Source organism: Terrimonas ginsenosidimutans, assembly GCF_022012415.1.
Classification (GTDB): Bacteria; Bacteroidota; Bacteroidia; order Chitinophagales; family Chitinophagaceae; genus Terrimonas_A; species Terrimonas_A ginsenosidimutans.
In genome coordinates this window covers 247693-261424 of sequence record NZ_JAKLTR010000005.1, presented here as the reverse complement: position 1 = coordinate 261424, position 13732 = coordinate 247693, and the positions used below count along the sequence as shown (strand labels likewise).

Sequence of the window (13732 nt, the reverse complement as noted above, 5' to 3'; positions counted from 1 at the left end):
TAGTTTGATCAGCGTTTTATAAGATTTCTTCCTGTAAGAAGTAAAAATAAAAAGGTGACAGTGATAAAATAGATCACGTCCCTGGAGTCTATCACCCCGCGACTGATACTGCGATAATGAAAATCAATACCGATCATTTCGATGTAATAGTCGGCACCACCTTCAAGCCCGGGCATCCGGCTGATGGCGCTGAATCCATAGTACAACAGTGCACAGGCGATCAGGCTTATGATAAACGCAACAACCGCATTACTGGTAAAACTGCTGGTGCAAATGCCGATCGCAGTAAACGCGGCGGCAAGGAAGAACAGTCCGATATACGACCCGATAGCTGCCCCTGTATCAATCCCTTCATTCGCTGATAATTGTTGAATGGAAAAGAAGTAAACAATGGTAGGAAGCAGCGCGATCAGCACAACGATCAAACTGCCCATGTATTTTCCCCATACGATCTGCTGCCTGCTCAAGGGCCTCGTCTGCAGGATCTCAAAAGTTCCCGTCTTGAATTCCTCTGCAAAACTCCGCATCGTGATCGCGGGTATCAGCAACAACAGTATCCACGGCGCCAGCTCAAAAAACCGGTCAAGCGATGCATACCCGAAATCCAGAATATTGTCATCAAATACAAAAAGCATCAATCCATTCACCAGCAAAAAAACGATGATGGCGATATACCCGGTCAGGCTGGAGAAAAATTGTCGGAGTTCTTTTTTGCAAACAGACCACATATCGCAAATATAGAGACGCGAATTTTAATACACGAATTTCGCTAATTAGCATCCTAAATAAAAAGGGTCCCCCGTGTGCAGGAGACCCTTTTCAAATATTAATTGATTAGCGAAATTCGCGTTGTCGTATTCGCGTTTATACGGAGAACGATTCACCACACCCGCAGGTCCTGTTCGCATTCGGATTATTAAAGTAAAAACCTTTTCCATTCAGGCCTTCAGAGAATTCGAGGGTGGTGTTAACGAGATAAAGAAGACTCTTGAGATCGGTTACGACTTTCACACCATTGCTTTCAAAAACCTGATCATTCGGACGGCTTTCATTGTCGAAATCGAGCTTGTAACTGAGCCCGGAGCAACCTCCGCCGACAACGCTTACTCGCAAGAACCATGTCAGATCATTGTCCCGGCCAGCCTCAGCCAGTAGCTGCTCCACTTTCAATTTCGCTTTATCACTTACAATGATCCCGTTTTCCAATGCTATATTCATAGTATACTCGTTATTGATACACGTATTTATTTAACACTCCGGAGTCCGATATGTTGTGCAGAACCCCGTTTTTTTCTGTCTGGTGACAGGAAATTCTACCAGATCTCGCTCAGATCCACGCCTTTCCTGTACATTTTCCAAATTTCGCTGGTCTCGCGCAGTTTTTCTACTGTTTCTTTCACTTTTTCTATGGCAAAATCAACCTCTTCTTCCGTGGTAAAACGTCCCAGAGCGAAACGAAAAGAGCTGTGCGCCTGCTCGTCGGGAATTCCCAGTGCTTTTAATACATAGGAGGGTTCAAGCGAAGCAGATGTACAGGCTGAACCGGAAGAAACGGCCAGGTCCCTGTTAAAACCCAGCATCAGCATCTTGCCTTCCACGTAATTAAAGGAGATATTGGTCACATGAGGCAGAACATGGACCCGGTCGCCATTCAGCGTCGTCGCTTCCAGCTGCAATAAAGCCTCACGAAGCTTATCACGGAGTTTACCCAAACGATCCGCTTCGGCATCCATTTCCCTTGCGCAAAGTTCTGCCGCTTTACCCAGGCCAACGATCCCCGGCACATTCAGTGTCCCGCTGCGATAGCCCCGCTCATGACCGCCGCCATCCATCTGAGCAGTGAGTCTCACCCTTGGGTTTTTCCTGCGGACATATAACGCGCCCACGCCTTTCGGACCATACATTTTGTGGGCGGAAAGGGATAGAAGATCGATGCCATCACGCTGCACATTAACAGGGATCTTGCCGATCGCCTGCGCGGCATCTGTAAAAAATAACACGTTATGCCTGCGGGCAATATCGCTCACTTCTTTCACCTGCATCACGGTACCCGTTTCATTATTTGCATACATCACGGCGATCAGGATCGTTCCCGGCCTGATTGCAGCTTCCAGTTCTTCCAGGTTCACCCGGCCATTTTTATCAACACTGATGTAAGTGACTTCCCCTCCCAGCTTTTCGATATGCGTGCAGGTGTCCAGCACCGCTTTATGTTCGATCCTGGTGGTGATCATATGGTTTCCCTTTCCGGCATACATCTCAAATACACCTTTGATCGCGAGGTTATTCGCTTCCGTTGCCCCGGAAGTAAAAACGATCTCCTGTGGCTCTGCACCGATCAGCGAGGCGACTTGCTGGCGCGCTACATCCACAGCATCTTCGGCTTTCCAGCCAAAGGAATGGTGGCGGCTGGCGGCATTACCGAATACCGACGTGAAATACGGCATCATCGCCTCCAGCACCCGTGGATCACACGGTGTGGTGGCATTATTATCCAGATATATCGGAAGCTCAGGCATTATGAACGATTATTTATCAATACAAAATTAGCAAGAATCTTTCCTGTATTTAAATTGCTACATTAGTTCCTCAAAATCAATAAAAATGCGAAAGATCGAACACATAGGCATTGCCGTTTCCAGTCTCGCCAGTTCCGTACCCCTGTTCGAAAAACTACTGGGCACCGCCTGCTATAAAACCGAAAGTGTCGAAACGGAACGTGTAAACACCGCCTTCTTCCAAACCGGTGAGAATAAGATCGAACTGCTGGAAAGCATCGATCCCGACGGTGTGATCGCCCGCTTCATTGAGAAAAAAGGAGAAGGAATACATCATATTGCCTTCGATGTGGAAGATATTGAAGCAGAAATGGCGCGCCTGAAAGCAGAGGGATTTGTGCTGCTTAACGAAACACCAAAGAAGGGAGCCGACAATAAACTGGTATGCTTTCTCCATCCGAAGCATACGAACGGGGTACTTGTTGAACTCTGCGCGAATGCGAATGACCACGAAACGCGAATGAGCACGAATGGCCGCGAATAAACGCGAATAACGTCTTACAGATTTGTATAATTGTTTCTTCTGCTTGGCAGATCATTGCCCCGGATCTTCGTCCGGAGTAAACTACCAGTTTCTATTAGGCAACTTACAGACAGACAGACTCCATGTCCTCACGGGCGGTCGAATTTCATACGACAATAATCCCAAACGACGCAGACCCGGGACAATGCGTTTTTCTTCATTCGCTTTATAGCGAATTAAGCCCTTAACCAATGAAGGTCCGGACACTGTCTTTCTATAATTAAAATGTAAACTAATGTCAATTCTGTAAGACGCTATTCGCGTTTATTCGCGGCCATTCGTGCTCATTCGCGTTTCGTGGTCATTCGCGTTTCGTGGTCATTCGTGTTTTGCGTTCGTATCTATTTTCGAATCAGAATTAACGATCCCGAGCTTTTCTACAGCAGCCTGGGCGGCAATTTGGGAGGCGTCTTTTTTATTGAAAGCTTTGCCTTCGGCGATGGATTTTCCGTCAATGACGGCAGCGATAGTGAAGAGGCGACGGCCATTTTCCAGCTTTTCATTCATTGTTTCAAACTCCAGTACACGGCCGTTCTTATTGGCCCATCCGTAAAGTTTGTTTTTGTGATTGATCTCCAGCGTTTCAAGATCATCCATGAACATATGTGGCTGAATGATATATTCCAGCACCCATTTGGACGTTTTTTTATATCCGGAATCAAGATAGATGGCGCCGACAAGTGCTTCGAGTGTATTTCCAAAGATCTGGCTCACTTTGAGTGAGCTGTCCATTTTGTTATAGAGGGTTACTTTTTTTAATCCCATCCGGGTCGCGATCTCGTTGAGCTGCTGCCTGTTGACCATTTTGCTTCTCATCTCGGTCAGAAAGCCTTCCTCTTTGTAAGGATAACGTTTGAAAAGATAATCAGCAATCAGGGCGCTGAGGATCGCATCTCCGAGATATTCAAGCCGCTCATTGTTCTCATCAGCCCCTTCGCGGACTGAGCGATGGGTAAGAGCAGTTTTGTACAGGGAAATAGCTTTGGGCTCAAAGCCTAAGATATTCTTAAGCTCCTTCTTAAAGGTAGAACCGGCGTGTTTTTTAAAAAGATTAGTCAGGAAATCCACAGGAATCAATCTACGAAAAAAAATTAAACGATTTCGGGTCAACAGATAAAAGAAAGTAAGTTTCTCAATTCGCCGACCTGTTCAAATGTAGGTTTAAAAGTTTAATAGTTTAAAAGTTTAATAGCTCAAACGCTCCGGATCAGAACTTTTAAACATTAAAACTATTAAACTTGTAAACTTTCGCCCCTGGCACACATGAATCTGCCGGGAAAGGCGGATGTGTTGACCCTTAGCCGATTAATCCTGGAATTTCTTTACTATAACACAGGCATTGTGACCGCCGAAGCCGAATGTATTGCTTAATGCAGCGTTCACGGTGCGTTTTTGTGCCTTGTTAAACGTAAAGTTCAGTTTAGGATCGAGTTCCGGGTCATCCGTAAAGTGGTTGATCGTGGGAGGGATCGTATCGGTTCTCACCGCCTGGATACAGGCAATGGCTTCGATAACACCGGCAGCGCCAAGGCAGTGACCTGTCATGCTCTTGGTTGCGCTGATATTAAGTTTATAGGCATGATCACCGAATACATCAAGGATCGCTTTTACCTCGGCGATATCGCCTAAAGGAGTAGAGGTACCATGTGTATTAATGTAATCTATGTCTTCCGGTTTCATGTTAGCATCAGCCAGTGAGGCCAGCATAACATTTTTAGCCCCCAGACCTTCCGGGTGTGGTGCGGTAATATGATGTGCGTCTGCAGTTGCTCCGCCGCCTACTACTTCGCAGTAGATCTTGGCTCCGCGGGCTTTTGCATGTTCTAATGTTTCAAGTATCAGTACGCCGGCTGCCTCTCCCATGATAAAACCGTCACGGTCCTTATCATAAGGGCGGCTGGCTGTTTTAGGGTCATCATTGCGTTCGCTCATTGCCTTCATGGCATTGAAGCCACCAACGCCCGCTTCGCTGATCACAGCTTCGCTACCGCCGGTTACAATGATATCAGCCTTGCCGATGCGAAGAAGGGTCAACGCATCGATAATGGCATTGGTGCTGCTCGCGCAGGCGCTCACCACCGCATAGTTCGGGCCACGCAGGTTATGACGCATGCTGATCTGTCCTGCAGCGATATCCAGGATCATTTTTGGAATAAAGAAAGGATTGAAGCGGGGAGTGCCATCGCCTTTTGCGAATTCCTGCACTTCATTCTGGAAAGTGATCAGACCACCGATCCCGCTACCGAGAACAACGCCGATACGGTCAGGGTTGATATTCTCTTTATTAAGGCCGGCATCCGCCATCGCCTGGTCACTGGCAACAAGGGCAAACTGGGTGAAGCGGTCAATTTTGCGCGCTTCTTTTTTATCCATGTACTGCGTCGCATCGAAGTTCTTCACTTCGCAGGCGAACTTCGTGCGGAACTTACTGGCATCAAACAATGTGATCATATCTGCGCCGGACACTCCATTGACCAATCCATTCCAGTATTCATCGATTGAATTACCCAATGGTGTCAAAGCTCCCATTCCAGTTACTACTACCCTTTTGAATTCCATATAACCTTTTATATTAAGTCAAAATTAAAAAGTAAAAAGTAAAAATATCCTATGTGAAAGAATGTAGCAGCTGAAAGACTGCTTTTTTTACTTTTTAATTTTGGCTTTTTACTTTACAGCGGGTTTATTGTAGAGAAAAAACCGCCTTCTCTGCATGTCACAGTCAGAAGGCGGAGTATTTTATTTCTCCGTCCACCTTTGCTAAAGCTACGGCGGACAAGTCCATTCCATTTGATGTCTGCTGCAAATAATAATTTTTCCCAGTACAGGCGGAGATCCGCCGTAAAGAGCAAGAGCCTTATGTTTTGTAGCGAGACAGGCGATCTCCTATCAGGTTGAAAAGATTGTTCAATTATAAGCGGAGACCGCTTTTATGTTGAGCAGTTCATTCAGCAACAGAAAGACCGTTATATGCATTACTTAGCATGCTCTTCCAGGTAAGCTACAGCCTGACCAACAGTGGTGATGGTTTCAGCTTGCTCATCAGGAATGGAGATGTTGAATTCTTTTTCGAATTCCATGATCAATTCAACGGTGTCCAGTGAATCGGCACCCAGATCATTTGTGAAGGAAGCTTCGTTGGTTACCTCTGCTTCGTCAACACCCAATTTGTCAACGATGATCTTTTTAACTCTTGATGCAATGTCTGACATGTCGTATAAGTTTAGTTTATAGGGTGCAAAAATATACTTTTTGAGTAAACCAACATCGTAAAGGGCATTTTTTCCGGTTTGAAGCTAATAAATTGTGGGTAAAGGCATTAAGAGCGAGCGATGGCGGATGACCGATGGCCGATGGCCGATTTGCCTCCTTAACATGATACCTTTTCCTTCCCGCGAAGATTTCATCGGCCATCGGCCATCGGTCATCCGCCATCGCTTTTTGGCTGTCTTCCAACTTCTTTGTAATTTGACCACCCCCAAACGATCTTGTTATATATGGCTTTGAAAATCATTGATCACGGTTCTGCCGAGTACCAGCTGATGGTAAAGTTGCGCGATGATATCCTGCGCAAACCACTCGGGCTGAGCTTTACTGCCGAAGAACTGGAATCTGAGAAAGATAATATGCTGATCGCCGCATTTGAAGAGGAACGGATCCTGGGTTGCTGCATGCTGCTCGAAGAACAGGGAGGCACGATCCGCCTTCGCCAGATGGCTGTTTTAAACGATCTCCAGGGGAAAGGCGTTGGACGCGCCTTGATGAACTTTGCGGAAAATATCGCCCGTGACCGTGGATTCCGATCCATCAGGATGCATGCCCGCCTGAATGCCGTCGGCTTTTATGAAAAAGTCGGTTACAAAGTCAAAGGCGATCAATTCATGGAGGTGACCATCCCCCATTATGTTATGGAGAAAATGCTCTGAATTTCTTTAAGCAATACTTATAACAAAGCCGGCTGAATAGGTGATTCAGCCGGCTTTGTTATAAGTACATCCGTATTGGATCTATTTGACTTTCTCTCTTAACATACTACGCATCTCGTGCACTTCATCTATATCCCGGAACCCACTTTTCGGAACAAGCAAAAATGACCTCGCATCAAAATACAGGTGAAAGAAATTAGGACTTTCCACAAATTTGGTCAGCGATTTCCATGGCCATGATTTTTGCCCATGCTGGTGGATCAGGCTGAAATCAGCCTCTCCGAATTTCATACTGAACTCATGCCTGAAGGTTTCCGCCCGGCGATATACCATAAATGGCAGCACAAACCAGAAACTGATCATCAGTACCAACCATAAGGTGGTACCGATCAGGAAAGCAAATGGAGTGATCTTTTTAAACGCATACAGCGTGATAGAAAGGATAGCGAACGCATTTACCAGGATGATCATCGTTCTTATTTCAGGGCGGCTGATAAAGTGATAACGAAGAGCCTGAATGACCTGCGATTTTTCATATTTAAAATGGATCGTCATAATCGGAATAAGTTGTTTGCTACTGGTGCAAACGTACAATCTATTGTTTAGAGGTTAGCAAGTTTTTTATCCCGGAAAAGAGAAGGCCAGCCGTTAATGGCTGGCCTGTATAATCAATTTCGAAAGCGTCTATTTTACGTTGCCGCCGACTGCAGGAATATCGAAAGTTGATGCTACCTGCTCGTACGTCATATTCTGCAATTGGTCTTTTGTAAACCCTCCGTATTTCATAGACCTGCCGGAAAGACTTCCAGCGATCACGATATAACGATAGGCAATACCCGCGATCTGAGCAATCGGACGGTCAGCTCCATCAACCGGGTCATACGTAAAAGTGATCTTCCCAACGCTGGCAATAGCTCCATAATGCTGTCCATTGAAATTTTCGAGATAAGGAAGCAGAACCGCACTCGTCATCCTTGTATTTTGTCCGATAGTAAAGTTCTTACCATAACACAATACGACACCCCTGTCAAGGATAGCCTGTGTTACTGCAGTAGCAGCTCTATTGTACACAAGAGAAACGTTATAATTATTAGGTGCAATATATCCTTCCACCCAGTCAGCAGCTACTGTCGTATACCAATCTGAATAAATTGTTTGACCAGCCCCCGGAGTTCCCGGCGTACCTGGCGTACCTGCTGGCCCCTGCGCTCCTGCTGCACCCGCCGGACCTTCAGGCCCTTCCTTGGTACAACTGCTGGCAATAAATAAAACGGCTAATGACGAAAGTGCGAGGAATCTGAGCTTTCTCATAATTTGTGTTTTGGCAGTTAAATGGTTTACTAATATACACGGAAGCGGCTGATTTTTCGCTGCTCTCTAAAGTTAAAGGAAAAAATATCAAACCATCTCAGTTTTGAAAAAAAATAGCCCTCCCCTGAATGAGGCTGTGCCTAAAAAAATACATTTGTTATTATATAAAACCAAAACCCGATGCCCCGACTACTATCCATACTGACCCTTCTGACTCTTTCTGCATACACACCATTGCTGGCGCAATTCTCCAAAGGGATGCGGATGCCCGGTATGACCATTGGTAATGTCTTTTTCAATTCCGGCACTACCGAATATGCATCCACTTCACCAAATACCTCCGGCTATACATCCAATATTAATAAAGGAGGCTTCACTTTTTCCCCCGGCATAGGTTGGTTTGTGACTGACGAGCTTGTGGTAGGTGCACAACTGATCGCCGGCTATACTTACGATAAGAATATCGATGACCAGAATAATGTCACCTTCCGCAAGAATATTTACCGATCATTCAACGGGGGTATAGGAGCATTTGCAAGAAAATATTTTTCAACAACCAAAAGCCTTATTCCCTTTGCACAAGCCAGTTTGGCCGGTGGAACAGGATCCTCCAAAAGCGAAGGCTTTGTATATGCAACCAGTTATAAAGAGACGTATGCGGGAAAATCGTCGGGAGACTTCTTTGCGAATGCAGGTGTGCAGCTTGGTGTAACAAAGATGTTGAATGAACACGCGGGTATTGACATCTCTGCAGGCTACTTATTCTCTCATACAAAGAATACATTCAGTAACAACACGGCAAGAGATATAGACTTTAATGGCAGTATTGACGAAACAGGAGTGGAAGAGATCACTACAAAAAAGAATAATCATGGATTTATGCTCAGCGTGGGATTACAGTTGTTTTTGAAACGGTAACCCGCAGGAATAGACAGGCTTTGCCAAAAGCAAAAGTCCCGAACCATTTGGTTCAGGACTTTATAATTTTCCGTAAAGAGATTATTCTTACTTGTTCATCATCTGTTTGGCTTCGATGCTAAGCGTAGCATGAGGTACAGCGCGCAGACGTGCCTTGTCGATCAGCTTTCCTGTTACACGGCAAACTCCGTATGTCTTGTTCTCGATCCGCATGATCGCTTTTTCCAGGTGATCGATGAAAGTGATCTGGCGGCTGGCCATCTGGCTCAGTTGCTCTCTTTCCATGCTTACACTACCATCTTCCATGGTCATGTAGCGTGCTTCGTCCATATCACCGCCTTCGTCACGACGGGTGATCAGACCCTGCAGGTAAGCCAGCTCTTTCTTCGCAGCATCCAGCTTCTTATTGATGATCTCCCTGAACTCTGTCAGGTCTGAATCGGAATATCTCATTGTAGGTCCAGTGATCTCTTGCATAGGGGTGTCTAATACTGATTTAGTGAATTCGGGTTCATATTTAACGGCACTTTTCACCGTAGTTTTTGGTATCACTACTTTCGTGGGCCTTGGCGGTTCCTTTTTGATTACAGGTTTCGCGGTGGGCCGTATAGATACCAGGGACTGCGGATCATTCGCGCCAGGTTTCTTAACTGGTGGTGGTGGCGGCGGTGGTGGCGCGGCTTCGACTGGTTTGGCTGCAACAGGTTTTGTTTCAGCTTTTGGAGCCGGAGCTGCTTTAGCGGAAGCTGTTTTGGCCGGAATTGCTTTCGCAGGCACAGCCGCTTTTTTTAACGGTTCGGCTTTTTTTACTACGGGTTTCGCTGCTCCTTTTGCCGCTGGCTTCGCTGCGGGTTTTGCCGCAGGCTTGGCTTTGACAGGGGCTTTCGCCGCAGGTTTTTTTGCTACCGGCTTAGCGGCAGGCTTTGGTGCTTTTCCAGCGCTTTTTGCCGCTGGCTTAGCCGCTTTTTTAGGAACCGGTTTTTTGTTGTTAGCCATACAATTAGCCTTTTTTTGAAACAATCGCTTTTAATAAAACATCGTTTACTTCAATTTCAATACCATCACTTAATTCAGCCACTATTTCCAGCTTATCTGCCAGAATTTCGGCGCAAATATATTCTTTGAACTGCGAAATGGATTCCTTCATCCCGTTTGCAGCAGTCACGATAACTTCAATACGATCTGTCAGCTCGAATCCGCTTTCTTTCCTGATCTTTTGGATCCGGTTCACGAACTCCCTGGCATTGCCTTCAGCTTCCAATTGGGGGGTAACGGTAACATCGAGGGCTACAGTAAGGCTGCCTTTGTTGGCCACGGTCCAGCCCGGAATATCCTCACTGCTGATTTCCACTTCGGTAATCTGTAATATTACGGACTCGCCATCAATTGACAAATTATATTGCCCCTCTTTTTCAAGCCTAGCAATGTCTTCCTGAGAAAATTGTGATAAAGCTGTGGATACCGCTTTCATCTTTGGCCCGAGTTTCTTTCCCAAAGCCACGAAATTCGGCTTGATCTTTTTACTGATGAATGTATTATCAGGATTCAGATACTCCACTTCTTTCACATTCACTTCCGCTTTTACCAGGTCTTCCACTTTCTCCAGCTGCTCCTTCATCTTCGGATTCAACGCCGGGATCAGCACTTTCTGCAAAGGCTGACGCACTTTGATGTTTACCTTTTTACGGAGCGAAAGGATCAGCGAAGAAGCATCCTGCGCCAGCTGCATTCTTTCTTCCAGCGACTCATCGATCGCCTTTTCATTCGCAACCGGGAAGTCTGTATGGTGAACCGATTCTACTCCCGGGAACCTGTTCGTGATCGCATTCAGATTCCGGAACACCGCATCACTGAAGAACGGAGAGATCGGGGCAACCAGCCGCACCACCGTTTCCAGGCACTCATACAGCGTCTGGTAAGCACTGATCTTATCGCCGGAGTACTCGCCCTTCCAGAACCGGCGGCGGCAAAGACGCACATACCAGTTACTCAGGTGCTCATCCACAAAATCTTCCACTGCACGGCCAGCCTGTGTTGGCTCGTAATCATCCATCGACCCGGTCACCGTCTTCACCAAAGTGTTCAACGAAGAAAGGATCCAGCGATCGATCTCCGGTCTTTCCTCCAACGGGATGTATTTTTCCTGGAAAGAAAAACCGTCCACGTTAGCATAAAGCGCGAAGAACTGATATGTATTATAAAGTGTGCCAAAAAACTTACGCTGCACTTCTTTGATACCGTCCAGGTCAAATTTCAGGTTGTCCCAGGGGGACGCATTCGTGATCAGGTACCAGCGCGTGGCATCCGCACCAAACTTCTCAATTGTTTCAAAAGGATTCACCACGTTGCCGAGGCGCTTGCTCATTTTGTTGCCGTTCTTATCCAAAACCAGGCCATTGCTGACAACAGTCTTGTAAGCGACCGAATCAAATACGAGGCAGGCGATCGCGTGAAGTGTATAAAACCATCCTCTTGTCTGATCCACACCTTCCGCAATGAAATCAGCCGGGAAACTTTGTTTGAAGGTCTCCTTATTTTCAAATGGAAAATGCCATTGCGCATAAGGCATTGCACCACTGTCAAACCAAACGTCGATCAGATCAGGAACACGTTTCATCGGTTTCCCCGAAGGGCTTACCAGGATGATCTCGTCCACATACGGTTTATGCAGGTCAAGAATTCCTTCATGCAGGTAGTTCTTGTTCACATCTCCGCCAAGCACTTCGCTGGCCTTGCGGATGCCTGCATTCAGTTCTTCGATAGAACCGATGCAAACCTCTTCGCGGCCATCTTCCGTCTGCCAAACCGGAAGCGGTGTACCCCAGAAACGGCTGCGGCTCAGGTTCCAGTCAACCATGTTCTCCAGCCAGTTGCCAAAACGGCCTTCACCGGTCGAAGCCGGCTTCCAGTTAATGGTCTTATTCAATTGCACCATCCGGTCTTTGATCGCAGTGGTTTTAATGAACCAAGCTGACAACGGATAGTACAATACGGGTTTATCAGTTCTCCAGCAATGCGGATAACTGTGCTCGTATTTTTCTACTTTGAATGCGCGGTTCTCTTTTTTCAGTTTCACGCTGATGTCCACGTTCACATCCGCATAGGCTTTATCGTCCTTGTAGTTCTTTACAAACCGGTTGCTGAACTCTCCCAGCCCATTAACAAATTTTCCTTCAAGATCAACCAGTACAAGCTTTTCACGCTTATCATATTTGTTGACATGCGTGAAATACCCGATACCGTATTTGGTGCCAACCTTAAAGTCATCCGCACCAAAATCAGGAGCGGTGTGAACGATACCGGTACCATCTTCGGTTGTAACGAAGCTGTCGACCAGTATCCTGAACGGCTTTGCATTCTCTGTACTGTATTGGATTGAGTCTTCGAATGAGTTCGCTTCAAAGGGAAGCAGTTGCTCATAAGAAGCCCCTTCGATATCTTTTCCTTTGAAGGTTGTCAGGACGGTCCATGGCAGCAATTTTGTTTCAGCGGTATATCCGCCAAAATCTCCATTCTCGCCTTCTGGTTTGAAATATTTGCCAAGCAATGCGCTCGCGAGCACCACATTCACCGGAAGATGAGTATACGGGTTAAATGTTTTAACCAGCACATAATCGATATTGCCACCAACGGTTAATCCAAGATTGGAAGGAAGGGTCCATGGTGTAGTTGTCCAGGCCATGAAGAATACTTCATCGCTGGTATTATCCTGGCCCAATGCATTATAGAGAAAACCTGTCTTCTCGTCTTTTACTGTTTTGAACATGGCCACCACGGAAGTGTCTTTCACATCCTTGTAAGTTCCGGGTTGATTCAGTTCGTGTGAGCTCAAACCGGTACCGGCTGCCGGTGAATACGGTTGAATGCTTACGCTTTCATACAACAAGCCTTTTTTATACAGCTCGCTCAGTAACCACCAAAGTGTTTCGATGTATTCGTTCTTGAATGTGATATAGGGATCATTCAGATCAACCCAGTACCCCATTTTTCGGGTGATATCATCCCATTTGTCTTTATAGCGCAGAACGGCCTCGCGGCATTTCTGGTTGTATTCTTCGATGGAGATCTTCTTGCCGATATCTTCCTTGGTGATACCCAGTTCCTTTTCAACCCCTAATTCGATTGGAAGGCCATGCGTATCCCAGCCGCCTTTGCGTTTTACCTGGAAGCCTTTCATGGTTTTATAGCGGCAAACCAGGTCTTTCAGCGTGCGGGAAATAACGTGGTGGATGCCGGGCATACCGTTCGCGCTGGGCGGTCCTTCATAAAAAACAAAAGGGGTAGCGCCTTCGCGAAGCGAAACACTTTTTTCAAATGCTTGTTGCTCAGTCCATTTAGCTAAAATCTCCTGCTCTGTAGCGGGCAAGTTCAGCCCGGTAAATTCTCTGTATGTAGCCGCCATAATCCTTTTCCTGCCTGGTTTTTAAGGTGTGCGAAGTTACGGAAAAACCGCCTACGCTGAAGCTCCGCCGGTCGGGGACGGAAAATGAGCGGGT

Annotated in this window: 14 protein-coding genes; 4 read left to right on the top strand and 10 right to left on the bottom strand. The window is 46.3% G+C overall.

Going from position 1 to position 13732, the window contains the following annotated elements; all coding sequences use genetic code 11:
• Window positions 1-8: 8 nt before the first annotated feature.
• The 3 genes from gldF to LZZ85_RS10070 form a co-directional block, all read right to left on the bottom strand.
• Window positions 9-728 carry a gliding motility-associated ABC transporter permease subunit GldF gene (gene gldF, locus LZZ85_RS10080; RefSeq protein WP_237871233.1) on the bottom strand — a complete coding sequence of 240 codons (720 nt, stop codon included), beginning with the start codon at window positions 726-728 and terminating at the stop codon, window positions 9-11.
• A gap of 136 nt (window positions 729-864) precedes the next feature.
• Complete coding sequence (locus LZZ85_RS10075; protein WP_237871231.1) at window positions 865-1218, bottom strand: HesB/IscA family protein; 354 nt, start codon at window positions 1216-1218, stop codon at window positions 865-867.
• 95 nt (window positions 1219-1313) lie between these two features.
• Complete coding sequence (locus LZZ85_RS10070) at window positions 1314-2519, bottom strand: IscS subfamily cysteine desulfurase (protein WP_237871229.1); 1206 nt, start codon at window positions 2517-2519, stop codon at window positions 1314-1316.
• 85 nt (window positions 2520-2604) lie between these two features.
• Here LZZ85_RS10070 and mce point away from each other — a divergent pair, with 85 nt between their 5' ends.
• On the top strand, window positions 2605-3042 hold the full coding sequence (gene mce, locus LZZ85_RS10065) for a methylmalonyl-CoA epimerase (RefSeq protein WP_237871227.1): 438 nt from the start codon (window positions 2605-2607) through the stop codon (window positions 3040-3042).
• Window positions 3043-3399: 357 nt separating this feature from the next.
• On the opposite strand, the gene rnc is transcribed toward mce, so the two are convergent.
• From rnc to LZZ85_RS10050, 3 genes are all read right to left on the bottom strand, one after another.
• Entirely contained in the window at window positions 3400-4149 is a 750-nt protein-coding gene (gene rnc / locus LZZ85_RS10060) for a ribonuclease III (protein WP_237871225.1), read from the bottom strand.
• A 237-nt stretch (window positions 4150-4386) separates the two neighbouring features.
• Window positions 4387-5640, bottom strand: a complete 1254-nt coding sequence (gene fabF, locus LZZ85_RS10055) for a beta-ketoacyl-ACP synthase II (protein WP_237871223.1) — start codon at window positions 5638-5640, stop codon at window positions 4387-4389.
• A gap of 416 nt (window positions 5641-6056) precedes the next feature.
• On the bottom strand, window positions 6057-6293 hold the full coding sequence (locus LZZ85_RS10050) for an acyl carrier protein (RefSeq protein WP_038094292.1): 237 nt from the start codon (window positions 6291-6293) through the stop codon (window positions 6057-6059).
• A 285-nt stretch (window positions 6294-6578) separates the two neighbouring features.
• On the opposite strand from LZZ85_RS10050, the gene LZZ85_RS10045 reads away from it, so the two are divergent.
• Window positions 6579-7007: a GNAT family N-acetyltransferase gene (locus LZZ85_RS10045; protein ID WP_237871221.1), complete on the top strand. Its 429-nt coding sequence runs from the start codon at window positions 6579-6581 to the stop codon at window positions 7005-7007.
• A gap of 81 nt (window positions 7008-7088) precedes the next feature.
• Here LZZ85_RS10045 and LZZ85_RS10040 read toward each other — a convergent pair whose 3' ends face one another.
• Both LZZ85_RS10040 and LZZ85_RS10035 read right to left on the bottom strand, forming a co-directional pair.
• Window positions 7089-7562, bottom strand: coding sequence for a YcxB family protein (locus LZZ85_RS10040; protein WP_237871219.1), 474 nt, complete (start codon window positions 7560-7562; stop codon window positions 7089-7091).
• A 129-nt stretch (window positions 7563-7691) separates the two neighbouring features.
• Window positions 7692-8318 carry a hypothetical protein gene (locus LZZ85_RS10035; protein ID WP_237871217.1) on the bottom strand — a complete coding sequence of 209 codons (627 nt, stop codon included), beginning with the start codon at window positions 8316-8318 and terminating at the stop codon, window positions 7692-7694.
• A 180-nt stretch (window positions 8319-8498) separates the two neighbouring features.
• On the opposite strand from LZZ85_RS10035, the gene LZZ85_RS10030 reads away from it, so the two are divergent.
• Complete coding sequence (locus tag LZZ85_RS10030) at window positions 8499-9236, top strand: hypothetical protein (RefSeq protein WP_237871215.1); 738 nt, start codon at window positions 8499-8501, stop codon at window positions 9234-9236.
• Window positions 9237-9323: 87 nt separating this feature from the next.
• On the opposite strand, the gene LZZ85_RS10025 is transcribed toward LZZ85_RS10030, so the two are convergent.
• Complete coding sequence (locus LZZ85_RS10025) at window positions 9324-9689, bottom strand: TraR/DksA family transcriptional regulator (RefSeq protein WP_237871213.1); 366 nt, start codon at window positions 9687-9689, stop codon at window positions 9324-9326.
• Window positions 9690-9717: 28 nt separating this feature from the next.
• Between LZZ85_RS10025 and LZZ85_RS10020 the strand changes: the two genes are divergently transcribed.
• Window positions 9718-10251 carry a hypothetical protein gene (locus LZZ85_RS10020; RefSeq protein ID WP_237871211.1) on the top strand — a complete coding sequence of 178 codons (534 nt, stop codon included), beginning with the start codon at window positions 9718-9720 and terminating at the stop codon, window positions 10249-10251.
• Here LZZ85_RS10020 and ileS read toward each other — a convergent pair.
• Window positions 10237-13638 (bottom strand): isoleucine--tRNA ligase, encoded by a 3402-nt coding sequence (gene ileS, locus LZZ85_RS10015; protein ID WP_237871209.1) that lies wholly within the window; start codon window positions 13636-13638, stop codon window positions 10237-10239. The two genes, LZZ85_RS10020 and ileS, sit on opposite strands and share 15 nt — an antisense overlap.
• Between the last annotated feature and the right edge of the window lie 94 nt (window positions 13639-13732).